Source organism: Vibrio porteresiae DSM 19223 (assembly GCF_024347055.1).
GTDB classification, from domain to species: domain Bacteria; phylum Pseudomonadota; class Gammaproteobacteria; order Enterobacterales; family Vibrionaceae; genus Vibrio; species Vibrio porteresiae.
The window spans coordinates 1,607,691-1,633,121 of record NZ_AP024896.1; the positions used below are offsets into that span (position 1 = coordinate 1,607,691).

The following is a 25,431-nucleotide window of genomic DNA, read 5'->3' on the forward strand; positions in this document are numbered from 1 at the left end:
AGAAGTCATTTCATCCGCAATGACTTAACATGTATATACAACTTAAATAAACAATATAAGCAAAGGGCGAATAGTTCAAGTGCTTTTACGAAATGCCAGCGGATAAACAAGGCTGACTCACCTTGTTTATAGGGAAAAATAAAATCAATCAATAGGTTGAGTTGGTGATAAATAGTGTGTTGTTACTGTTTAAAATGTCCAAACAGTTGGAAGCGTGAACCGGGTGAAATTAGACGTGCGTTGGTGACCAAGTTCTCTTTACACCATGTGCGACGCTTGATCTGCAAACACGGCTCAGAGGCTGAAATTTTCAGCAACTCACACTCTTTTTCTGAGGCATTCACGGCTTCAACAAGATGCTCACCTTCCGTAATCGGCGCGACCGTCATCAAATAGGTATAAGCGCCATTATTTTGGAAATCTTGCTGGTCATATTCAGGGGCTAATTCTGCATTAACAACTCGGTATTCAATTTGAATCGGCACTTCATTTTCATAATGCAAAATCGTTGCGCGAAAAATGCGGTGATTGGTCCTCACCCCAAGCTCCATCGCTTCTTCCATCGTGGCCTTGGTCTGGCAGATCTCCAACAATTCGGCCTTGTGCAAATTACCTCGCTGGGCAATTTCATCTGCAATCGCATGGACTTCAGAAAGGGCTGAATGGGTTTTCTTACGAGCGACAAATGTCCCTACCCCTTGCTGACGAACCAGTATACCTTCTGCCGTTAATTCTCTCAGAGCGCGGTTCACCGTCATGCGGCTCACGTTTAAGGCTTTCACCATCTCCAATTCCGACGGAACACGTTGATCCGGTTGCCACTCACCACTATCAATTTGCTGGCAAATAGCCTGTTTCACCTTGGCATAAATGGGCGTCGGTGAGTCATCAATCAATTTTGATAAATGGTTCATCATATTCGTCGTTGAATCAGGCATAGGTCATTGAACATCCACAGAAATCAGAGGAAATTGAGTATAACGGAAAACGTAGCACCTTAACAGAACACATATAGACATCACACTCCACTTGTCTATACATGTTAGACCCTGCTATGCTGACGTCAATAGGAAATCATTTTAGCAAGGAAGAAAAATGACCGCTCATCAATCACGTACCACTGTTTTTGCTGATCTCGCATGGATCGATGATCGTTGGCAACAACAAGTGACTTTAGAGATTGAGCAAGGCACGTTTGTCTCGGTTCAAGCCAATAGCGTAAAGCCAGCCGGCGCCCTGCACGTAACAGGTCCACTGCTACCGACGCTTGCCAACGTGCACTCCCATGCCTTTCAACGGGTGATGGCAGGTATGGCAGAAATTAGCCTACGTCCCGATGACAGCTTTTGGAGTTGGCGCGACTTGATGTACAAGATCGTCGGAAAGCTCTCACCTGAGCAAGCCAATGTGATTGCCACGCAGCTTTATATTGAGATGCTCAAAGCGGGTTATACTCAAGTAGGTGAATTTCATTACTTGCACCATGCAGCTAACGGCGCGGCCTACGCCAACCCTGCGGAAATGTCGCTGCAACTGCTTGATGCCGCTCAGCGCACTGGCATGGGGTTAACGCTGCTACCGGTGCTTTATAGCTACTCAGGTTTTGGCTCACAGCCAGCCAATAGCGGGCAAGCTCGCTTTATTCACAGCGCCGATTCTTACCTTGCATTACACCAGCAGTTAGAGGCTCACTTTAAAGATGACGCCAAGAATACGTTGGGGATTTGCTTTCACTCGTTGCGTGCGGTGAGTGAACAACAAATTAAAGACGTTCTCAGTCACATCAAAGCGCCTCGCCCAATTCACATTCATGTTTCTGAGCAACAAAAAGAGGTTAACGACTGTTTAAGCTGGAGTAGTGAGCGGCCTGTCGAGTGGCTCAATAACCACATCGGTCTTGATAACCGTTGGACGCTTATCCACGCCACACATCTTAATCCACAAGAGGTCGCTGCGATTGCCAACAGCGGCGCGATTGCTGGACTTTGCCCAACCACCGAAGCCAACCTCGGAGATGGTATTTTCCCAGGCGTTGAATACGAAAAGCACCACGGGCACTGGGCGATCGGTTCTGATAGCCATGTGAGCTTATCGATTGTTGATGAGCTGCGCACCTTGGAATATGGTCAACGCCTGCGCGATCAGCAGCGTAACCGTCTCTATCGAACTCAACTAAACTCCTCTGCCTCTACAACAGCGCCAAACCAGACCAATAATGTTGGCGAATATCTGTTTAATCAGGCATTGCAGGGCGGAAATCAATCCTGTGCGGTTAAATTGGGCATCGCGGTAGGTAACCGTGCCGATTTTATGGTGCTGGATGAATCCCATCCGTTTATTGGCGCGAGTCAACCACAGGACCTATTCAACCGCTGGATATTTGCATGCAACGAGAATCTGGTTAAAGATGTCTATGTTGCAGGCAACTTGGTGATTAAAAATGGCCGACATGCACTTGAGGTCGAAAGCCGCGCTGCCTTTACTCATGTGATAAAAACGGTGATCTACGATGCATAGCGACCATATCCTACTCTCTCCTGACCAATACACGCGTATGCCATGGAAAAATGGCCTCGGTGTCACCTTAGAAATTGCCCGCATCGAAGATGCCAATGGCGTACTGTTTCGCCTCAGCCAAGCAGCGGTAGTGGAAGATGGTGAGTTCTCTGATTTTAGTGGCATGCACCGCACCTTGGTCTTGATCAATGGTGACGGTATGCAGCTCACCCATACCGCGTCGTCGGGTGAAATTAGCCGTCATCACTTAACCCACCCACTTGATATTGCGCGCTTTTCTGGAGCCGATAAAACCGCAGCACATCTGACTCATGGTCCGATAGAAGATCTCAATATCATGGTCAGAGAAGAGGAAGTGATCTCGTATGTACAAGCACTGCGCTCAGGTCTATCGCTCGAATTTAACGAAACCGATCAAACCTTATTTGACGGCTTTTATGCCACAGATAATTGCGTATTACTTATCACGCCAATCGCAACCGATGCTATCCCCTTCACCCTCAATCTTGCAGCAATGTCTACCGTACGGATCACTGCGCCGGTAACACTTGCTGTACAAAAAGGAAAAGGAGTCGCTATACAAAGCAACTTTTTGCCACACAATGCGTAACTGTTCATAAACTCGCATACCACTTCAAAAGTGAGGAGTAGAAATTAACCGCTAATTTCTACTCCTGTTTTCTACATAGAATAACGATGTATTCAAATCGGTGCCGTGCCTATAAGCGATTACATTCTCGCCAAAACAGCATCTTGAGGTTACTTGGGTATAATTTTATTAATATAATGCCACGTCCTAAATCACCCTTCGGTTATATACACAATAAAAATAGATTCATTTAAAATCAAGAAAACCAACTATGCTACTTATTTAACACTTGGCACAGTTATATTGCCATTTCCTATCTCTATCATTGTGTAACACAATGACTGAATATCATTTTTCATCTCTTGTAAAATATTAAATCCATAATTTATTTTGATCTTACTCCCAATAAATCAATACTTTTATCGGAATACAGATTCAAAGAATTTACTAAAATTAATAATAAATTTATTAATATAATTTTTATATTTTTGACTTTGACATCAATGTCAAATATTGCACAAGACTGACAATGTTTTTATTTTATTTACAAAACAATGCATTAGTTGAATTTACTTTTTCAAAAATACCTAATAATCATCATTTAATATCATTAAAACAAATGATTAAACCAAAACCAAATCAAATTTTAAATGAGTAAAACGTTGGATACTCATTAACCAAAAAAGTTCCAGTCAATTTGTTTTAGAAATAATAAAACCATAAATTAGTAGCTCATCTTTCTGAGTTTTAACTCATCTTCATAGCAAACTACATAATCATTGATGTTTATATGGATATAAAATATTCAATAGAGGATCTCTATGTCTAAATTAATTTGGTGCTGTATAACTGCAGGTACATTACTGACGATTAGTTACCAAGCTAATAGTCATACCATGAGTGTCAACGAGGCAAATCAGGCCGTCGAACAACGTATTGAAATAGAAAAGCAGCAAGAGGCGGTGGTTAATCTCAAGGATTATGTTTCCGATGAACGCGGTGCTCGAAAAAATCTACTTAGCGCTCCCATCAAAACCGACGATGCTCCTACCAACGTCGAACTCAATAATGAACAAGAGTAGATAACGATGATGACACATAAACACACCCTCATTACGGGTTTACTCTGTTTCAGTGCACCACTTACTGCGTTGGCTGCTGGGACTTCTGGTCGCACCGCCGTGGAAGTCGAAAACAAGGTCGATAATATCTTGGGTCAGATGACGCAGTCAGAAAAATTCAACTATATTCACGTCGATAGCGGCTACCTGTTTCGTCCTAATGATCGCTTAGGTTTACCCGGAACCAACTCGGTAGACTCATCAATGGGTATTCGTGTCAAATCCACCAAACTTCTTTATGGTGCGAGCTACCCTTCACAAACGGCAGCTGCCGCGTCTTGGAGCATCAACCGCGTTAAAGAGCTGGGTTTGGCTTTAGGCTATGAAACTCGCATGTCTGGTTCGGAGCACTTTCTCTCTCCCGTGGTGAATATGTACCGAACTCCGTTTGGTGGGCGTAACGCCGAAACCATCTGTGGTGAAGACCCGTTCCTCTGTGCAGTATTGGCCCCTGCACTAACCAATGCTGTACAAAAACAAGGCGTTGTTGCCACTGTGAAACACTGGCTTGCCAATGAACAAGAAGCCAACCGCTACAATCTTGATGTACAAATGGAAGCGCGCCCGATGCGTGAAATCTACATGCCAGCGTTTGAATCCTTAGTGAAAAATGCCAGTGTTGGCGCCGTCATGTGTGGCTTTAACTACATCAATGGCGTGCAAGCATGTTCCAACCATTTCCTCATTACTGATGTTTTAAAGGGCGAATGGGGCTTTAAAGGTTACGTCTCATCGGACTTCAACTCGATCATCAGCGCCTATGATGCCGCCTACGCTGGAACCGACCTTGATCAGCCTAGTGGCTACTATTTCCGCGAGAAAAAGCTCACTCCGTATCTAGAAGATGGCACGCTAACGCAAAATGTCATCGACAACAAAGTTCGCCGCAATCTGCGCGCTCTATTTGACTATGGTTTCGACCAAACTGTGTATGATGCTCAAACGCTAGATAACCCCGAACACGGTGAAGATGCATCGCTCGATCTCGCACGTGAAAGTATCGTGTTGCTGAAAAACCAAGGCGCTCAAGGCGGGACTGGCGGTCTGTTACCACTGAGCAAAAATGCAACAATTGCGGTCATTGGTGACGGGGCAATCAACGCGCCAAGTTCACCTTTTGGTACGCCTTATTCTGTTCCTCAATCTGGTTATGTAACCGAATTGGCGGGTCTGCAAGATATCAACTATTCGGCCGACAACGTCACTTTTATTAGTGCTATGTCACTGACACCATCAGCGACGACTTGGTATCAACCAGACTGTACTGATGATTGTGAAACAGGTTTGCAAGTCGAGTACTTCGATAACAATGAACTGAGCGGTGAGCCTGTTCAAACCAGTACCGAGCAAGTAGCTAACTTTGACTGGGACGACCTGACCAACACTGATTCAGAAGGAAGTCACGACTTAGATAATGTTGATCCTTCAGTTGGCTCATTTGGCTTGCGTATTACTGGTCAAATCAAACCGACCATTTCCGGTCGACAGGTCATCAAAGTCAAAGCAGATGGTCCATTTACCCTCTATTTGGATGGCGAGCAGATTTTGACCTTCGATGGTGTGCCAAAAGCAACCGACTTGATCGATGCTGTTCCTCTATCAGTGAAAACCAAGAAGCTGCAAGCGGGTAAACTGTATACCGTGAAACTAGAGTATAACCGCACGCGTCTATTTACTCCTTATTACGGTAGTATTCGTGGTCTACAAATGAGCTGGGCCTCACTTGAAGTGCCAGACAATATTGGGGATTACGATGCGGTCGTCGCGATTGTTGGTCGTAACTACGAAACAGAAGGTGAAACACTCGATCACGATTACACCCTTCCCGATCGCCAAGGTTACATGCTAGAAAAACTCACCAAAGCAAACCCGAACACGATTGTGGTCATGCACGGTGGTAGCGCTATGTTAATGGAACCGTGGATCCAAGATGCAGGCGCAGCGCTTCATGCTTGGTACAGTGGTCAATTCGGTGGTCAAGCACTTGCTGAGATTCTTTATGGCGATGTTAACCCATCAGGTCGCTTGCCAATCACTATAGATAAGTATGTGAAATATAACCCAAGTTATGCTTCTTATTCTGATCCAGATGATTACTTAGGTGACGATGCGAAAACCACTATGGTCTACAGCGAAGGCCTCAACATGGGTTACCGTGGTTATCAATCAAGCCAGCATAAACCGCTCTACCCATTTGGCTTTGGTTTAAGCTATACCGACTTCTCATTCAGCAATCTGAAGTTGTCATCCAACACCATCACTCGTGACGGCATTATTTACGCAACCGTAACGGTAACCAATACAGGTGGTAATGCAGGTTATGAAGTGGCTCAGCTTTATGTTCAACCGATCAATCCAGAAGTGGAACGTCCTGATCATGAACTGAAAGGCTTTAGCAAAGTGTACTTAGAAGCAGGGGAAAGCAAGCAAGTGACGATTCCACTAAATGCTCGTTCATTCTCTTACTACAAACAAAGTGATAATACTTGGACTATCCCAGAAAACGCGCAGTTTAATGTCTTGGTCGGCGGCAGCTCTGACGACTTAGATACCTCTGCTTCTATTTCGGCACCAAATGCAATCGCCGTAAGTACCACGGTTTCGAATCCGTTACCGACACCAGTACAAAATGCCGTACAAGTCGCGGATGACGAAGCGTACTAACTGGCAACTTGTATTTAACGTCTGACTAAGAGCCACGTAGCACTTAGTTACAGGTGAGTATCATCACCTCGGTGACATCTTATATAGCCTCCAGCCATGGAGGCTTTTTTTCCATTTTAGAAGCTCTACCAATTATGGGCTAATTTCAATTTCCTTTAATTCCTTAGACTAGAATTAGCCATAAACCAAGTTCGTTAATGGGCATCGTGAATGCTTGCGGTTAAACGATCCGACGGTCTGCCAATACATGGAGCTAGCTAACTTTTATGTCATCCTATCTATCTGAGTTAAAAAAGGACTTTTCCTTTCAGATGAAAACTGCAGTCATCCTAGTCCCGATGGCCGCTTTGACTTTTATCTACATGTTTTTATACGGTTTCTCGGCGATCGATCTTATGATTAACATCGTGCTGAGCATCATTATTATCGCGCTTAATCAACCTCGGTTTCGCTTGATTAATGCTTTCCTATTGTATGGTTTTGTCGCGATGCATATCGACCAGTCACACGGTCTTACTATGTTGCATTTTGAAGTTTTTATTTTGCTCGGTTTGCTGATGATATATAACGATTGGATGATGATTCTGTCTAACCTAATCGCCGCCGCCATACATCACTTTCTTTTCTACTACCTTCAATCAACAGGCTATAACTTATTTATTTTTGATCACCATTTAACGATTTGGCTCCCTATTGAGCACTGTCTCTATGCAGGCTTGCTGGCTGTTATCGCGATGTACAGCTGTTTTATGAACGGACTCAATATACAGCGCCGTCAGTATGTTGCAGGTATGCTTGATAAAATCGTTGAAGGAGATCGTTTAAACTTAAAAGTGACGTTGAATTCCATTGATGATGAATTTTGTCATAAGTTTGATCAGATTATCCGCCAGCTACAAGAATCAACTGCATCTAACCAACAAATGATTGAAAAACTGCATCGTATTTCTGATAGCTCAGTGGAAAGCACAAAAATAATCCACAACAAAATTCAAGAAAATACGCAAAATACCGAACTTGTTGCTTCAGCCGCTGAGGAAATTGGCATTTCTTTTAATGAAGTCGACAATAACATTCATCAGTGCAAGACCGAGCTTGAAAATGCCACTCAATTGAATAAACAAGTGGTCAGCAGTTCGAAAACATGTGCCGATAATATCCGTGCACTGGGTGGTTTGCTCAAAACCACCACAGGTAATATTGAACGTGTGGTGCAAGAAACCAAGAATGTTCATGTCATTTTGAAAAACATCCGCGATATTTCCGAACAAACCAACTTGCTCGCCCTCAACGCCTCAATTGAAGCAGCACGAGCCGGGGAAGCGGGACGTGGCTTTGCCGTGGTGGCGGATGAAGTTCGCGCCTTATCTTTGCGCACAAATGCAAGTGTCGAACAAATAACAGAAACACTCTCATCACTGGATAAAAACGTCCAAGTGGCAACCGATGGCATGGCGCATGTTAATGAAGTATCCACCAGCTTAAACAACCAAATTCAATTGATTCAAACCTCGATTAGTCAGTCTAGCCACCACACCGTTGGTATCAATGATCAAATGTATCAAATTTCCTCATCTGTCACTGAGCAAACCCATGCCCTTAGTCAAGTGAACGAAAACATCATCAATGTGAATGACGTATCGAAAATGATATTCAATGAAGTTGAACGCCAAAGCAAAAATATTCAGGAACTGCAAACTGAGATGATTCGACTCAAAGAATCGGGAAATAAATTTATTATTTAAATCATGATTGAGTTCTCTCACGAATTGGCTTAATTACTACAGCCACTTCTGCTGAGAGAACTTTTTAACAACCGCAAATGCCTCATAAGGCAAATCTGAGAGATCAACTACTTTTATTTTTCTTCGATATTGCTTCCCAAGCCAATCAAATTCTATCAATACGCATTCAGTATCATTACATAAATGATAACTAGCGCACTGTATTTTCCCTCGATTTCTCTTTTGATTAACTTATCTTCATCGCAAATCCACACCACCGCAGGTAAATAAGCTCACTAGGGGCAATCGAAATGAGGGGATGCCTTGTCGTTAACACTAACGCTGGTGCATTACGTAATGGATACATCAAGGATGGTTGTTATGTTCGATGAGTTAAAGCAAACAAAATTCAGTATAAAAGTCACCGTGTTAACTCTGTTTATCACCCTGTCTGCCATCATTGTTGGGATTGCATTAGGTTTGCAGTTTTACTTTTCGCAATCTCTGGCAAAAGATTCAGCTCAAACCCTGTTTAACCATACGGCTGCAAATGTCAGCGAGAAAATCGCCACTATTGATAGAGAAAGCAGTTCGGTCGTCTCGCTGGTTAGCCAGTTTCCCAATATTGATAGCATTCCTGGTAACGATGCCATCCGTCCCATCATTCCGGTCATGGCGAAAGTGATTGAACAACGCCCATATCTTTATGCTGTGTATGTCGGCTATAGCAACGGTGATTTTTATGAGCTGATCAATCTGAATAGCGGCTCTTTTCTGCGCACCACAGTGGATGCTAACGCAAACGAACGCTGGCTGATTCTTTCCATTCAGAATCAGGGTGATAAGCGCCTGCAAACCAACCAATATCTCGATGAACATTTTCAGATATCCCGGCAAATCGTCAAACCGAGTCAATACTATGCCAACGTTCGCCCATGGTTTCGACAAGCGTTGGCAACCCCTGATGTAACGATTAAAACTCAGCCCTATATTTTTCATTCAACGCAAACATCTGGCATCACCTTCGCGCAGACAATCCCTCACTCAAACAACGTGTTAGGCGTAGACATATCATTAGCGGAGATGTCTGATTATTTGCAAAAAAATCGCCCGATGCAGCAAAGTGAGACGTTCATTTTTGATGCTAATGGCAAGATTTCTGCGCAATCTCAACCCAATATTGCCGCTCCCAAGGCCATTAAAGTAACTCCAATTCGGTTAAATGAAGCAGAGCGAGATTTTGTTAGTCGTCATAGAACGTTTCGCGTCTCCAATGAATCAGACTGGCCACCGTTTGATTTTTCTTACAGTGGAGAACCACAAGGCTACTCTGTTGATTTGCTTAAACTGATTGCCCAAAAAACCGGTTTGGAATTTGAGTTCATCAACGGTTATAGCTGGGATCAGTTTATGGACCTGTTTAAAAACAATAAGATTGATATCGTCAGTGCGGTTTTTAAATCTCCCTCTCGGGTAGGGCTAGGTGACTTTTCAATACCCTACAAAGAGTTAAAAACAGTCGTCGTCACTTCTACCACCTTCTCTCCTAAAGAAAATGATGATTTCAGCGGTAGAACCATCGCGATACCACAAGGTTGGTCGTTAGCTGAAAAGGTGAAGAGTACCTACCCAAATGCCATCATTCTCTCAGTACCAACCACCATCGCAGCGCTTCAAGCAGTGAGTCAACATCAGGCGGACATGGCGATTGAGTCTGAATACGTCGCCAAGTACTTTATCGCGTTGTACGGCTTAGAAAACCTTTCTCTTCATGCAGGTCTATCGGCGATGCCGCTGCAAGGTAACCAAAATCTGCATTTTCTGAGCACATCCGAACAACCACTGCTCACCGAGATCATCAATAAGGCAATCAACTCTCTCACGCCACAAGAGCATGAAATGCTGGAAAACAAATGGTTCAATCAGCCCAAAGAGGCGACCATTCAAGCCCGTATTATGGCAGGTCTCGTTCCTACTTCGGCTTTTGTGTCCATCGCTAAACAGATACGAGGAAACCAAGCTCAGTTATCACAAACCAACATCAACGGACAAAACTACACTCTGTACGTGAACTCTGTGCTGTCGGATAAAGAAGGAAACTACTATCTCGGCGTGATGGTGCCAACGTCCATCATCCAAACACCTCACTTACAAAAAGTGTATGTTTCTATTGGCATTACATTTATTCTGCTGATTCTGCTGTTCCCGATTCTGTACCACTTTGCCAACGCTATCGTGACCCCCATTAGTTCGCTTTCCGTAGAAAACGGCAAGATTCGACATCGAGCATTCTCATTTGTAAAAAGAGTGCCGAGCCGGATCAAAGAACTCGACCAACTGTCAGACTCTATCGTCTCTATGGCAAAAGATCTTGAGCAACACCAAGTGCACCAGCAAGAGTTGCTAGATTCATTTATTCAGCTTATTGCCCAATCGATTGACCAAAAGTCCCCCTACACCGGTGGCCATTGTGCTCGCGTCCCAGAGCTTGCGATTATGTTGGCTGAACGCGCGCACAAAAGCCATTTGCCCGCTTTTGAGAACTTCTCTTTTGCCACAGCTGATCAACGGCGTGAATTTGAAATTGCGGCATGGCTACATGACTGCGGCAAAGTCACCACACCAGAGCACATTATTGATAAAGGCACTAAGCTTGAAACCATTTACAACCGAATTCATGAAGTTCGCACGCGCTTTGAAGTGCTGTGGCGTGATGCAAAAATCCGCTATCTCGAGCGGCTACTCAAGCAGGATTCAGAGCAAGAAGCGCAGGCCGAATTACAAAAGCGCCAAACTGAGCTGACCGAGCAGTTTGCGCTGATTGCCAAAAGTAACGTGGGGACAGAATTTATGGATGAGCAGCGCATTAACGCTATTCGCGCGATAGGCAAACAATCCTGGATCCGCCACTTTAGTGACCGCCTTGGTTTGTCTCCAGAGGAAGAAAAGCACCTCGCTAAGATTCCAGAAAAGCCACTGCCAGCGACGGAATATTTACTCGATGACAAGCAAGAACATATTCTTCCTTGGGTTACCGACCCTCACGCAATTTTGAGTGCGGATATGCACATGAACGTGCCGAAAGTACGCGCTAATTTGGGTGAGATATACAATCTCTCGATTCAAAAAGGCACTCTGACCGATTCTGATCGTTACCGGATTAACGAGCACATCATCGCGACCATTCATATGTTGGAATCTCTTCCCTTACCCAAAGAGCTATCGCGCGTTCCCGAAATCGCCGGAGGTCACCACGAAACCCTGATTGGGACTGGGTATCCGAAAAAGCTCACCGCCAAAGAGCTATCGATTGAAGCCAGAATCTTGGCCATCGCTGATGTTTTTGAAGCCCTTACCGCCTCTGACAGGCCATACAAAAAAGCCAAAACACTCAGTCAATCAATTGATATTTTAGCCAAAATGGTGAAAGACCAGCATCTAGACGCTGACCTATTCAAACTGCTCCTCACTAGTGGGATTTATCAAGAATACGCCACCCGCTTTTTAGCGCCAGAACAAATCGATAAGATTGAGGAGAGCAAATATCTCTACTAAGAGACGTAGCTCACGCGTATTTAGCGACCATAAGAAAGCTCACAAAAACATTCCGTCTTGGTAATGTGTACTTTCGTTATTTTGCAGGCTTACGTAACAGAAGTAACAATGGCAGCATCAGATAGAAGTCCATCAGGGAAACTAAGGTCATAGCCTGCTGATTAGCGATACAATTTAAGTGCTCTAAATCTGCAGATGTACTCTTACCAAACTGCCCTAAAACCAGAACAGCAAGCAGTCGAACGATAATAATTTCATAGCTTTTAAGCGAATTCCGCGACTCACCGAAATCCAACCAGAACAGGAAATAGCCAACTTTAATATTTCATTAGCTAGGCCACCTAGCAACAAAAAAGCTACAGAATGACACTCTCTGTAGCCTTTCATTACAACAACTTAGCTCGTGATTGACTTGCTGACTAATAGTCCGTCAGTCCATAACCAAAGCCATACAAAGTATCCGCAGGAGTATACCCCGGAGCATCCGAAGCTTGATCAATAATCGCTTGAGCACTGTTTGCCAGAGCAAATGGCAATTTCCCTTTCGGCGTAAAGCGCCCGGTTAACACATCAAACAGAGCAGAATCACTGGCACCAAAGGTGGCCAAAATCGCGCCCGCATTTTTTAATCCACTCACATCGTCCAACACAAAAGGATGACGGAAGTAGATCGATAACACCGTGTTTTCCGCACCAACAGTGTCCATTACTTGCTTAATCTCGGCAAGGGATGGGCTAATATCCCACGTTTGTGCTTGCGACATTCCGGTAAAATCAAGAACATCCACTTCATCAAATTTGGCGCCACCAAAAACTAAAGCACCGGTATTTCGATTGGTCACTCGCACGCGAACAACGGCTTTATCGGCACTGTTCATATCACTGACTGGAGTAAAACCGTATTGCGCAGCAACCCCATCGTTCACACCTAAAGTAAACAATTTAACATCAGAAGCAGCAGTCCCCGTTGGCAGTGGTAACAGCGCATTTTCGCTTTTCAATAATACGACCGATTTGCGCTGAGCAATGTCCGCTTTATTCTGATGATCTTGGCTTCCAACGATCTGATTCGCTACGCTTTCATCCACATAAGGATTTTCAAATAACCCCAATTCAAATTGAACGGTAAGCAGTCGTTTCACCGATTGATCAATACGAGTTTCAGGAATCGCACCTTCTTGTACTGCGCTCATGATGTCGGCATTTCGATGAAATCCTGAAAAAACGTCGGTACCAGCGTCAATCGCAATTTTGAACAACTCATTTTTCGATTTATCTTGCAGACCCCAAGCACGGTTATTCTGCATCGCTTCATCATCTGGCACGCCAGTATTAGGGTCATTAATGATACCGGTATCAGAGTTGATCACTCCAGTAAAGCCTAAGCGTTGACGTAACAACCCATTTAAAATCCCGGCAGAAAACGCCACACCAACGTTGCCAGTTGGAGTCCCCGCTGTCGCATCATTGTTGTAGTCGTTATTGGGCACTCTGAGCGTATCTTTCACTCGATCAGAAACGACATCCGCTAAAGAGAGTACTTGACCGTCAGAGGTACGTGTCCCGACGTACAAGTTGGTGCCATCTGCCGCGACGGTTTGACCGGTCGCTAAGTCACTCAACTTCCATTCACCGCCGCCAACCACACCGTAATAAGGCATAATCGCAGCAACCCCTGCGTTTACTGCCGCAATAAAAGGTTTCACGTGATACTCAAAATTATGAGTTGGGTAACTTTGGTGTTGACCAGCAATATAATGAGGATCCAAACCAATAAATTGTGGGCCGCCCCCAGGGAAATGTTTCATGGTCAACACAATACTGTCACTGCTCACTGAGCTACCTTGTAACGTACTGACCAAAGTGGTGATGATGTTAGAGGTCAAGTCCGAATCTTCAGAAAAGGTTTCATGCACACGGTGCCAACGTGGTTCTGTCGATAAGTCCGCCATATAACCGTACATACCGCGTAAACCGATCGCTTTCCATTCGTCTTTCATGACGCGAGCAAACTCTTCGATGGTGCTCATATCACCATCCCCCAATGCGGCAGCAGCTAATCCACCTTCTTTAGGCCATTCAGAGAATGCCCCAGCTGAAACGTTAATCCCCGGCAGAGCGTTAGGATCTAAGTGGTTACGTGCATTAGATTTAAATAAGGCAGGGATACCTAACCGAGTACCTTCGCATAGTTCCTGTATCAAATTCATGTAACGTGCAGCTTCACGAGGAGAAATCGGAGCACTATTTAAACCAGTAATCACATTACCACTCGGATTACGCTCAGATTCACTCATCCCATTGAGCTGCTCTTCCGTCAAAATAGAGTTACGGAAGATAAACCGTGTCATTTTTTGTTGGTCGATATAGTTAACATGCGTCTCATTGGTTGCCCCGTAAGCCGCCGCATTCATGGTATCAATCAACATCATTCCGACTTTTTCTTCGAGCGTCATACGACTAACTAAGTCATCCACACGAATCGAAATAGTATTACGCCAATCCTCATAAGGGTCTAGCACACCATTTTTATTCAGATCTTTAAATTGATAACCATCTTGTTGGAGAATATTGGTAACATGTTCTCCTAATATGGGCTGTTGATAGGTATTCGAATCGTTATTACATCCAGCTAATAAGATAGCTAAAGCGATCGGGGTAAGAAGATATTTAGGCTTTTTCATTTATTTTTGTCCTAATGTAGGGTCAGGTTAGAATTACCAATTAACCGATATAAGGCGTTCTAATAACGCACACAACCTACATCGATTAATATACGAACACAACGAATCTAAAATGAAAAAATACAGATTGGATTTAAAATAACAAATAAATATTTTTAGTATTATCATTGCTATAAATCAAATATATGCAGAAAAACCATTGCATAAAAAATAAAGAACATTAAGATATAAAATAATTCTACATCTTAATGTTCAGTAATAATGGCTAGTAGCTATGCGCTTTTTTTGGGATAAAATGCTCGTCTTAAAGCTAATTCAACCCCTCGAATTTCTGCCAAACCTTTTAAGCGACCAATACAAGAATAACCTGGGTTGGTTTGCTTTCTTAAATCATCAATCATTTGATGACCATGATCAGGACGCATCGGTATTTTTCGCAAATCTCCAACGTTTTCACGACGAACTTCCTCTTTCAACAACGCATTGATGACAGAATACATGTCTACGTCACCTTCAAGATGGGCAGCTTCATGAAAACTTAATGGATTCTCTTCACGCTGAGTAGAACGGAGGTGAGTAAAATAAATTCGGTCACCAAACGTCTCAATCATGTTTACGAGATCGTTATCCCCTCTGACACCGTAGGAACCAGTACACATGGTGATACCATTCATTTTACTCGATACCGCTGTTGTCAACGCCTCAATGTCTTCAATCGTTGACACGATACGAGGTAAACCTAGAATTGGACGTGGTGGATCATCAGGATGCACCGCCAATTTCAATCCATATTGTTCACACACTGGCATTAACTCTTGAAGAAATAATACCATATGTTCACGTAGCTTCTCTTTTGTAATACCTTTGTAGGTATCGAGTCGCGCTTGGAATTCGTCTAATGTATAACCTTCTTCGGCTCCAGGTAAACCTGCAATAATATTTGCCGTCAGCTTATCAATTTGAGCTTGAGACATCTGCTCATAGCGAACTCTCGCTTCTGATTGTTCACTATCTGAATATTCCAGCTCAGCACCTGGTCTCTTTAATATAAATAATTCAAACGCAGCAAATTCAATTTGATCAAAACGCAACGCTTTAGAACCATCGGGTAACTGATATTCAAGATCGGTTCTTGTCCAGTCCAATACAGGCATGAAATTATAGCAAACCGTATCAATACCGCATTCGGCAAGATTAATGAGAGACTGGCGATAATTTGCAATCCATTTCTGATACTGTCCACTGCGTGTTTTTATTTCTTCATGAACAGGTACACTTTCAACTACCGACCAATTAAACCCTTTCTCATCTAAAATCGCTTTACGTTTCAGGATCTCTTCTTTACTCCAGACTTCTCCATTAGGGATATGGTGTAAAGCCGTTACAATACCTGTTGCTCCCGCTTGCTTAATATCATCTAAAGTTACGGGATCGCTAGGACCATACCATCGCCAAGTTTGTTCCATGATATATACCTTTTAAAGACACACTTAACCCACCTGATTGCATCAAGATTAAGTGTTATAACGACACATAGAAGACAATAAATAGCAAAATACATATTGTCTGGTTCAGTTCCCGATTGAATAACTCAATATAATGTTATTTATCTTGGTCTACTAAAAAGACCGGATTTGAACTAAATAAATAACCATCGAAATCAGGATCATCAACGTTAGACAGTTCGAATAAACGTTGTTTTACATTTTCTAGGTGTTGCCACATGGCATTCTTGGCTGCAATAGGGTCTTTACGTTTAAGTGCAGACAGTATTTTGGCATGATCGTCTATCCAGTCGGCTCGATATCCAACACCACGAATGTGTGAATGTAATTTATTCCACATTGGGCTATGTTGGCGCCGTAGCCATGAATATTTCAGCATCTCAACCAACACAGAGTTTTGTGTCGCTTCTGCAATACAAAGATGAAATTTTTCATCTCCTTCTTGCCCAGCAGTGCCGTTTTCGAACTCTTTACGTTCCAGTTCAAGTGCAGCACGCATGCGCACAATATCACCAGGAGTCACTTGCGTTGCGGCAAATTCGGCGATATTGCTTTCCAACAATTGCCGCGCTTGCAACATCTCAAAAGGCCCCGCATCATCATTGATGATATTTTCCTGCGAATCCGACGTCGTGGGAATATTGAGAACATAGACTCCTGACCCTTTCTTCACCTCTACTAAGTTTTCCAACTCAAGCATAATGATCGCTTCACGCACAACGGTTCTGCTGACATCTAACTGCTCTGCAATATCACGCTCTGGAGGTAAACGTTCACCTACCTGATATAAGCCGTCGATAAGCTGCTGTCTTAGTACCAACCCTATTTCTTGATAAGGGCGTTTCGGTTCGAATAATATCATGGAGTTATGTTTAATCATGCTGAAATGCTTATACAATCATAGCGACCAAGAGCAATTGGTCAACCTATTTGTTTACAACAGTGACAACACCTAATTTTTCTTCAGAATTCAGTGACTTTATTTGACATTCTTAATGCGCTCAACCAGAGCACTCAATTCTGGATTCGTTTTGCTCAATTCTTGGTACATAGGTTGTACCGCAGCAACGAATGAAGCCTTGTCAGGATGAACAAAAGTCACGCCCATTTTTTCGGCCTTCTCTGTTTCTTTCGCTTCAGATTCAGCCCACAGTTTTTTCATGTATTCAGAGGAATCTTTTGCTGCTTTCATTAAAGCCGCTTGCTGATCGGGCGTCAGCTTATCGTAGGATTTGGTAGAAATAACCAACACATCAGGCACCATGGTATGTTCATCCAAACTGAAGAATTTGGAGACTTCGCTGTGGCGACTCAAACTGAATGAAGGAATATTATTTTCAGCCGCATCCACAACACCTTGTTGCAATGCAGTATAAAGTTCACCGTAAGCCAATGGTGTTGGGTTACCCCCCAGTGATTTCACCATCGCAATCGCGGTTGGGCTTGGCTGCACACGTACTTTCAACCCTTGCAGGTCGGCAGGACTATTAATCGGTTTTGAAGTGTAGAAACTACGAGCGCCTGCATCAAAATAGGTTACGCCAATAAAGCCACTTTTTCTCGAAGACTCAAGAATTTCTTTCCCAATTTCACCACCGATGACTTTGTAATAGTGCTCTTTATCTCGGAACAAATACGGCAAGTTAAATGCAGAATAATCAGGAGAAAACGCTTCCAATTCAGCCGCATTACTTTTCACCATATCCAGAGCACCATTTTGCATGAGTTCCATTGACTCACGTTGCGTACCAAGTTGGGCATCGGGATAGATACGAATCCTAACTTCACCATGGGTCAGATCTTTAACTTCTTTCGCCATGAAATCCATCGCCTTATGCACAGCATGGTCACGAGGGTGGTTATGACTTAATTTCAGTGTTGTTGCTGCATAAGAGGATGCAGCCATACCAAAACTCAGTGCCGCGCCAACGACCGTACAAATGATGCTTTTTCTCGTAATCATTATTTCCATCTCCATAATTGGTTGTCCAATATCGTAGGAACTCGACATTTCATAGGCATTATTTGTCGTAAGAAACCCAACCGTCAAACCAAAATAGTTCACATAACGACCAATATCACATTTATCACGTCAAAATTGGTCAACCAATCTAAATGTGAACACACTCACAGGACGATTTAATAACCAAACTTATACTTCACCACAAATTAGAAATGTGTAAGTGACGAAATCTATCTATTAGAACTCATTTTTGGTTAACCAATTAATGTAGGGATAATAACTACATAAGGGAAATAACATGAATAAACTGGTCGGGGTAATCAATAAGGGCCTATCCGCCTTTACTATCTCTCTCTTAACCTTTCTGGTTTTTTGCGTGGTATGGCAAGTCATCTCACGCTATGTCATTGGTAAACCAAGTACTGTTACTGATGAACTCGCCAGATATCTATTTATGTGGGTGGCTTTAATAGGCGCTTCATATACCACTGGATTAAAACGCCACCTCGCTATCGATTTATTAACGATGAAATTAACGGGCACAAGAAAAATAATTAACGAGATTATTATTCAAATCGCTATCGCAGGATTTGCTTGTGTTGTTTTGGTTTATGGCGGAGCGCAATTAGCAGCAAAAACATTATCAACAGGCCAAGTCACTCCAGCCTTGGGTATTCAAATGGGCTACATCTATTTTTGTTTACCGCTTAGTGGAGCATTAATGATTTTCTACTCAGTGGCCTATACCTACGAACGCGTGCAGGAATTTAAAAACAGCAACGCACTTATTACTCATTCGCAAATAGATTAATAAAAGGATCCCATAATGGAATGGCAAGTCATTGTTACCTTATTCGGCTCTTTTGCCGTCTTATTAATACTCGGGATACCGGTATCTTTCGCCATCGGTCTATCATCACTCGCAACCATTTTGATGAGTTTACCTTTAGAACCTGCCATTGCCGTTGTCGCGCAACGTATGGCAGCCGGCTTAGATAACTTTGCCTTATTGGCAATCCCATTTTTTATCTTAGCTGGCAATATCATGAACCAAGGTGGTATTGCATTGCGCTTAATTAATTTTGCCAAAGTGTTAGGCGGGCGGCTACCAGGCTCATTAGCCCACGTCAACGTCATGGCGAATATGATGTTTGGCTCTATTTCCGGTTCAGCCGTCGCCTCTGCAGCAGCGGTCGGTGGCACGATGTCACCTTTACAAAAGAAAGATGGCTATGATGAAAACTTCTCTGCCGCGGTGAATATCACCTCTTGTCCTTCTGGGCTACTGATTCCACCAAGCAATACGCTCATTGTCTTTTCTTTAGTATCAGGTGGGACATCTATCGCCGCATTATTCTTAGCTGGCTATATTCCCGGTATTCTGATGGGTCTTAGCATTATGGTCATCGCTGGTTTTATCGCTAAACGCAGAGGATATTCTATTGCTGCTCGCCCATCGTTCGCTGAAGTGTGGAGTACCTTTTTAAAAGCAGCCCCATCGCTCATGCTGATCATCGTGATCATGGGGGGGATTATCGGCGGTATTTTTACTGCAACTGAAGCTTCTGCGATTGCCGTTATTTACACCTTTATCTTGGCTGTTCTGGTTTATAAAGAAGTGAAGTGGTCGCAGTTGCCTAAGATTGTTCTAGAGTCCGCTGTCACGACTTCGATTGTGCTGCTACTTGTAGGCGCATCAATGGGTATGTCATGGGCAATGGCTAATGCTGATATTCCTTATATGATCGCCGATGCACTACTGTCCATTTCAGACAACCCATTCATGATTCTCCTGATCATTAACGTCATCTTATTGATTGTTGGTATTTTCATGGATATGACACCTGCGGTCCTTATTTTTACGCCGATCTTCCTACCTATCGTGTTGGATATGGGTGTCGATCCGGTTCATTTTGGCATCATGATGACCTTTAACTTAGCTATCGGTATTTGTACTCCACCAGTGGGTAGTGCTCTATTTATCGGCTGCTCTGTCGCCAACATCTCCATCGACAAAGTCATCAAACCTCTACTGCCATTTTATGGGGCTTTAGTTGTAGCTTTACTCGCTGTCACGTTCTTCCCACAGTTGAGTCTATTCTTACCTCACCTCGTCTTAGGCTACTGATTCTCAATGACAATACTTCGGCTACCAAGTGCAAACTTGGTAGCTCTTAAGGACTAGGAAATGAAAGATATCTCAAACTCGCTTCTTAACAGCAATGTGTCTGTTCCAACTTACGACCGTTCAACCTTGAAAAGTCGTATCGTTCACCTCGGTTTTGGCGCATTTCATCGTGCACACCAAGGCTTATTTACTGATCTTATGCTCAGCGAGACGGGCAGTGATTGGGGCATTTGCGAGGTTAACCTATTTGGCGGAGAAGCACTGATTCAAGCGCTACGCGCGCAAAACCATCTATACACGGTTGCTGAAAAAGGCGCACAAGGCACCGACGTGAAAGTCATTGGCTCGGTAACCGAATCTATGCATCCTAATTTTGATGGCACTGAGGCTATTTTGGAAAAAATGGCCGAACCCCAAGTTGCTATTGTCTCAATGACCATTACAGAAAAAGGATACTGCACGGATTCAGCAACAGGACAATTGGATAAAAATAATCCGCTCATCATCAACGACCTTGCTAATCCCACTCAACCAACATCGGCTCTCGGCTACCTCGTGCAAGCACTAAGACTGCGCCGTGAACGTGGTCTGAAGCCTTTTACCGTGATGTCTTGCGACAACGTGCAAGAAAATGGTCATGTCGCAAAAGCCGCTATACTTGAATTCGCCCAATTATTGGATCCTGAACTGCGTGATTGGATTGAAACTAACGTCACCTTCCCATGTACCATGGTGGACCGCATTGTTCCCGCAGCCACAGACGAAACATTGGCCGAAATTGCACAACTTCTTGGTTGTGAAGATCCATGTGGTATTGCATGTGAACCGTTCCGTCAGTGGGTTATTGAAGACCATTTTGTTGCTGGTCGTCCCGATTGGAATGTGGCTGGTGCGGAATTTGTTGCCGATGTCGTCCCTTATGAAGAGATGAAGTTACGTATGCTCAATGGTAGCCACTCATTTTTGGCTTATCTTGGCTACCTAGGCGGTTATGCACACATCTCCGACACCATGACCGACCAAGGCTACAAAAAAGCGGCTTACGACATGATGATCAAAGCGCAAGCTCCCTCTTTGAATATGCCCGGCGACACCGATCTCGAAAGCTATGCGAAGCTATTGATTGAGCGCTTCACCAACCCTAGTCTCAAACATAAAACTTGGCAAATTGCGATGGATGGCAGCCAGAAAATCCCACAACGGATGGGCGGCAGCTTACGTTATCACCTCAAGCAAGGCACGGATTTCTCCTGGATTGCAACAGCGATTGCTGGATGGATGCGTTATGTCGCTGGGGTAGATGAGCAAGGGAATGCGATTGATGTTCGTGATCCCATGAGCACCACACTGCGCAGCATCTGTGATGAACATGGGTTAAATGTCTCGGTGGTTCCAGCACTGCTGGCACTTGAAGCCATATTCCCAGCCGACATTGGTCAAAACCCACAAGTGATTCAAGCCGTGACGAAAGCCTATCAATCACTCATCGAACGTGGAGCGCGGGCAACAGTTGCCGCCCTTTAGGAGAGCCAACATGAAGAATTTCTTAACCGAAGATTTCTTACTGTCAAACGAGACGGCTCGCCGACTCTATTTCGAACACGCAAGTCATCAACCGATTTACGATTATCATTGCCATCTTAACCCTGCAGAAATTGCCCACAATCGTCAATTCGCCAATTTGGCGCAGATATGGCTTGAGGGTGACCATTACAAGTGGCGTTGCATGCGCTCTGCAGGGATCGATGAGCAACTGATCACTGGCCAAGCCAGTGATTACGACAAATACATGGCTTGGGCGAAAACCGTTCCGCTCACCTTGGGCAATCCCATATACCACTGGACTCATCTTGAATTACGTAGACCATTTGGTATTACCAATACCTTGTTTGGCCCAGAGACTGCCGATGCGGTTTGGAATCAATGCAATGAGCTGCTTTCCACAACCGACTTTACCGCTCGTGGCATTATGCAACAGATGAATGTGGTCATGGTGGGGACAACAGACGATCCGATCGATTCTTTAGAGCATCACCAAGCGATCGCTCAAGACACTTCTTTTTCCACCAAAGTGTGCCCAAGCTGGCGTCCAGATAAAGCGTTTAAGATTGAGCTCGATACCTTCACCGATTACATCAAGATGCTTGGCCGTTCTGCTGACATCGAAATATCCCGCTTTGCCGACCTTATTGCTGCGCTAGATAAGCGATTGATTCACTTCAACCAACATGGCTGCCGCTCAGCAGACCACGGTATTGAAGTGGTACGATATGCGCCAATCCCAACCGAGCAAACACTGGATAAGCTCCTTTCTCGTCGCCTCAATGGTGAGTCACTTTCCGAGCTGGAATGCGCACAATATTCAACAGCCGTGCAGGTATGGCTAGGTCAGCGTTACGCGCAACTGGGCTGGGTCATGCAACTGCACATCGGCGCACAACGCAACAATAATAGCCGCATGTTCCTGCAGTTAGGCGCTGATACAGGGTTTGATTCTATTGGGGATAAACCTTTTGCCTTTGAATTGGCTCATTTACTCGATGAAATGGATAAAACCAACCAACTGCCACGCACCATTTTGTATTGCCTCAATCCACGAGATAACGAAATGATGGCAACGATGATTGGCAATTTCCAAGGCGGAGGCATTGCAGGCAAAGTGCAATTTGGTTCTGGTTGGTGGTTTAACGATCAAAAAGATGGCATGCAGCGCCAAATGGAGCAGTTGTCTTCATTAGGTCTACTGAGCCAATTCGTGGGGATGCTGACGGACTCGCGCAGTTTTCTCTCTTATACCCGTCATGAGTATTTTCGTCGCATTTTATGTAATTTGGTTGGGCGCTGGGCTGAAAACGGTGAAATCCCGCACGATATGTCACTCCTTGGTCCCATGATTGAAAACATCTGTTTCGGCAATGCTCAACGTTACTTTGAAGAGAGAAACCCACAATGAAACACATTGCGATTATTGGTGAATGCATGATAGAGCTGAATGGCAAACCATTTGGGGCTATGCAGCAAACCTTCGGGGGAGATACGCTCAATGCGGCGGTGTACCTGTGCCGTGGCCAAGAAGCCAATCTCAATGGAGAGGCAATTCAAGTCTCTTATGTCACCGCGCTCGGTTCAGATCCCATCAGTAAAGGCATGTTGTCCCGGTGGGAGAACGAAGGCATTAGTACACAATGGGTTTTAGAGGACGATACTCGTACTCCAGGTTTGTATCTCATCCAATTAGATGATCAAGGTGAACGGACCTTCTTATATTGGCGTAATCAATCTGCTGCCAAATACCTGTTGCAACACCCCAACTTTGGGCTGCTTAAACAAGCATTAAATCAAGTCGACATGGTGTTCATCAGTGGTATCTCTCTCGCCATTTTACCCGAAGAAGATCGTTGGGCATTGATCCACTGGTTACACCAACTCAAAGAACACAATGTTGAAATCGCCTTTGACAGCAACTTCCGTCCGGCATTATGGCCACAAGACCAACACCATACTGTCCGAGAGTTCTATCAAGCTCTGTACGCAATAACCGACTTCGCTCTAGTGACCTTTGACGATGAACAGTTGATTTGGGGAGATAACACGCCAACTCAAACGTTGCAACGTCTAGCCACCGATGGAGTGAAAAAGTGCATCATTAAATTGGGTGCTGAGGGCTGTTTGGTTCAAGACTTCACCACGGATTTTCCTCCCCAATCTGTCCCCACCCAGAAGATTGATGCGGTCGTCGATACTACATCCGCTGGTGACTCTTTTAACGGCGGTTTTCTTTCTGCCTATCTTTGCGGTGAGGATCTTATCACCGCTTGCCAACGCGGCAATACATTGGCTGGCACCGTCATTCAACACCAAGGCGCCATTATTCCCAAAGCATTAACTCAGGCCGCTCTTGGCATTATTTAAGGATCGTATATGTCTACCATTACTGAACAATTAAAAGCTCTAAAAGTCATTCCTGTCATCGCTATTGATAAGGCCAGTGACATTATTCCCTTGGGACAAGTGTTAGCCGAGAACGGATTACCAACAGCCGAAATTACCTTTCGCTCCGATGCTGCCGCAGAAGCCATTCGCTTGCTGCGTCAAAGCCAACCAGACATGCTGATTGGTGCCGGAACCGTGCTGACTCGTGAACAAGTCATAGAAGCCAAAGAAGCTGGTGCGACTTTTATTGTTTCACCTGGTCTTAACCCCAATACCGTCAAAGCATGCCAAGAATTGGGCATTGACATCATTCCTGGGGTAAACAACCCGTCAACTATTGAGGCAGCACTAGAATTAGGTCTGAATACCCTCAAGTTTTTCCCAGCCGAAGCATCAGGCGGTATCAATATGCTCAAAGCTTTACTGGCCCCCTACACTAACATTCAACTCATGCCAACAGGTGGGGTTACGCCTGCCAATATACGTGACTACCTTGCGATTCCTCGCGTGATAGCCTGTGGCGGTACATGGATGGTAGACAAAAAGCTCATTGCCGCAGGTCAATGGGAAGAGCTGGCTCGTCTTACTCGCGAAGCCGTAGAGCTTGTTCATCACTAATCTAGGTAACTCACCTAATGACTCATTTGAGGAAATAATCATGCAACTCACATGGAAAGATGGTTCAATCCCACATCAACTGGCGCTCAATGAGATCGATGGGCATACACAAATTCAGATGACGATCGTCAAAGACGTTGAACCTGAACAGATCACCTTAACCTTATCCGCACCTTTAGAGCAGTTAAGTCAAGCGTGGCAAGAGGTCGCAATGCCCGTATCAGAAGCCTATGACGATGGCAATTTGTACACTCAAACACGCTGCCTATTTAACCTTACTGAAGGGTGCGTGTTGTGGCTCGTTAATCACGTCAAAATGCCGAATGGCAAAAAAATGTCAGCAGACCGTTTGGTGTGGATCCCCGCAATGAATGCCATAGCCGGTAAATTAACCGCCATTAAATAATCCGCAACGCATCTGTCGGCTTAG

The 25,431-nt window shown here is 44.2% G+C and carries 18 protein-coding genes; 13 read left to right on the top strand and 5 right to left on the bottom strand.

The features are described from left to right. Positions 1 to 182: 182 nt before the first annotated feature. Positions 183 to 938 (bottom strand): histidine utilization repressor, encoded by a 756-nt coding sequence (hutC, locus tag OCV11_RS23885; protein ID WP_261896948.1) that lies wholly within the window; start codon positions 936 to 938, stop codon positions 183 to 185. A 157-nt stretch (positions 939 to 1,095) separates the two neighbouring features. Between hutC and OCV11_RS23890 the strand changes: the two genes are divergently transcribed. The 6 genes from OCV11_RS23890 (at position 1,096) to OCV11_RS23915 (ending at position 12,170) form a co-directional block, all read left to right on the top strand. Then, positions 1,096 to 2,517, top strand: a complete 1,422-nt coding sequence (locus OCV11_RS23890; RefSeq protein WP_261896949.1) for a formimidoylglutamate deiminase — start codon at positions 1,096 to 1,098, stop codon at positions 2,515 to 2,517. Then, the gene (locus OCV11_RS23895; protein ID WP_261896950.1) at positions 2,510 to 3,127 is read left to right on the top strand and encodes a HutD/Ves family protein; all 618 of its coding nucleotides are present in this window, start codon (positions 2,510 to 2,512) and stop codon (positions 3,125 to 3,127) included. Before OCV11_RS23890 ends, OCV11_RS23895 begins: the two co-directional genes overlap by 8 nt. An 800-nt stretch (positions 3,128 to 3,927) precedes the next feature. After that, entirely contained in the window at positions 3,928 to 4,188 is a 261-nt protein-coding gene (locus OCV11_RS23900) for a hypothetical protein (RefSeq protein ID WP_261896951.1), read from the top strand. A gap of 6 nt (positions 4,189 to 4,194) precedes the next feature. Next, a complete protein-coding gene (locus OCV11_RS23905; protein ID WP_261896952.1) occupies positions 4,195 to 6,891 on the top strand; it encodes a glycoside hydrolase family 3 C-terminal domain-containing protein in 2,697 nt (898 codons plus the stop codon). Positions 6,892 to 7,202: 311 nt separating this feature from the next. Beyond that, complete coding sequence (locus OCV11_RS23910; protein WP_261896953.1) at positions 7,203 to 8,636, top strand: methyl-accepting chemotaxis protein; 1,434 nt, start codon at positions 7,203 to 7,205, stop codon at positions 8,634 to 8,636. 360 nt (positions 8,637 to 8,996) lie between these two features. Then, entirely contained in the window at positions 8,997 to 12,170 is a 3,174-nt protein-coding gene (locus tag OCV11_RS23915; protein ID WP_261896954.1) for an HD domain-containing phosphohydrolase, read from the top strand. Positions 12,171 to 12,589: 419 nt separating this feature from the next. Here OCV11_RS23915 and OCV11_RS23920 read toward each other — a convergent pair whose 3' ends face one another. The 4 genes from OCV11_RS23920 to OCV11_RS23935 form a co-directional block, all read right to left on the bottom strand. After that, positions 12,590 to 14,854: a glycoside hydrolase family 3 N-terminal domain-containing protein gene (locus OCV11_RS23920; protein WP_261896955.1), complete on the bottom strand. Its 2,265-nt coding sequence runs from the start codon at positions 14,852 to 14,854 to the stop codon at positions 12,590 to 12,592. Positions 14,855 to 15,126: 272 nt separating this feature from the next. Next, the gene (gene uxuA / locus OCV11_RS23925; protein WP_261896956.1) at positions 15,127 to 16,320 is read right to left on the bottom strand and encodes a mannonate dehydratase; all 1,194 of its coding nucleotides are present in this window, start codon (positions 16,318 to 16,320) and stop codon (positions 15,127 to 15,129) included. A 136-nt stretch (positions 16,321 to 16,456) separates the two neighbouring features. Continuing rightward, positions 16,457 to 17,239 (bottom strand): FCD domain-containing protein, encoded by a 783-nt coding sequence (locus tag OCV11_RS23930; RefSeq protein ID WP_261896957.1) that lies wholly within the window; start codon positions 17,237 to 17,239, stop codon positions 16,457 to 16,459. A gap of 99 nt (positions 17,240 to 17,338) precedes the next feature. Continuing rightward, the gene (locus OCV11_RS23935; RefSeq protein ID WP_261896958.1) at positions 17,339 to 18,322 is read right to left on the bottom strand and encodes a TRAP transporter substrate-binding protein; all 984 of its coding nucleotides are present in this window, start codon (positions 18,320 to 18,322) and stop codon (positions 17,339 to 17,341) included. Between the two features lie 298 nt (positions 18,323 to 18,620). On the opposite strand from OCV11_RS23935, the gene OCV11_RS23940 reads away from it, so the two are divergent. From OCV11_RS23940 to OCV11_RS23970, 7 genes are read left to right on the top strand one after another with little or no spacing between them, the layout of a single operon-like run. Then, positions 18,621 to 19,133 (top strand): TRAP transporter small permease, encoded by a 513-nt coding sequence (locus OCV11_RS23940; RefSeq protein WP_261896959.1) that lies wholly within the window; start codon positions 18,621 to 18,623, stop codon positions 19,131 to 19,133. Positions 19,134 to 19,148: 15 nt separating this feature from the next. Next, complete coding sequence (locus tag OCV11_RS23945) at positions 19,149 to 20,450, top strand: TRAP transporter large permease (protein ID WP_261896960.1); 1,302 nt, start codon at positions 19,149 to 19,151, stop codon at positions 20,448 to 20,450. A gap of 60 nt (positions 20,451 to 20,510) precedes the next feature. Beyond that, positions 20,511 to 21,974, top strand: a complete 1,464-nt coding sequence (locus OCV11_RS23950) for a mannitol dehydrogenase family protein (protein WP_261896961.1) — start codon at positions 20,511 to 20,513, stop codon at positions 21,972 to 21,974. 10 nt (positions 21,975 to 21,984) lie between these two features. Continuing rightward, positions 21,985 to 23,403, top strand: coding sequence for a glucuronate isomerase (uxaC, locus tag OCV11_RS23955; RefSeq protein WP_261896962.1), 1,419 nt, complete (start codon positions 21,985 to 21,987; stop codon positions 23,401 to 23,403). Next, positions 23,400 to 24,362, top strand: a complete 963-nt coding sequence (locus OCV11_RS23960; RefSeq protein ID WP_261896963.1) for a sugar kinase — start codon at positions 23,400 to 23,402, stop codon at positions 24,360 to 24,362. Before uxaC ends, OCV11_RS23960 begins: the two co-directional genes overlap by 4 nt. A 9-nt stretch (positions 24,363 to 24,371) precedes the next feature. Further along, on the top strand, positions 24,372 to 25,001 hold the full coding sequence (locus tag OCV11_RS23965) for a bifunctional 4-hydroxy-2-oxoglutarate aldolase/2-dehydro-3-deoxy-phosphogluconate aldolase (RefSeq protein ID WP_261896964.1): 630 nt from the start codon (positions 24,372 to 24,374) through the stop codon (positions 24,999 to 25,001). 40 nt (positions 25,002 to 25,041) lie between these two features. Continuing rightward, positions 25,042 to 25,407: a hypothetical protein gene (locus OCV11_RS23970; protein WP_261896965.1), complete on the top strand. Its 366-nt coding sequence runs from the start codon at positions 25,042 to 25,044 to the stop codon at positions 25,405 to 25,407. The last annotated feature ends 24 nt before the right edge of the window (positions 25,408 to 25,431 follow it).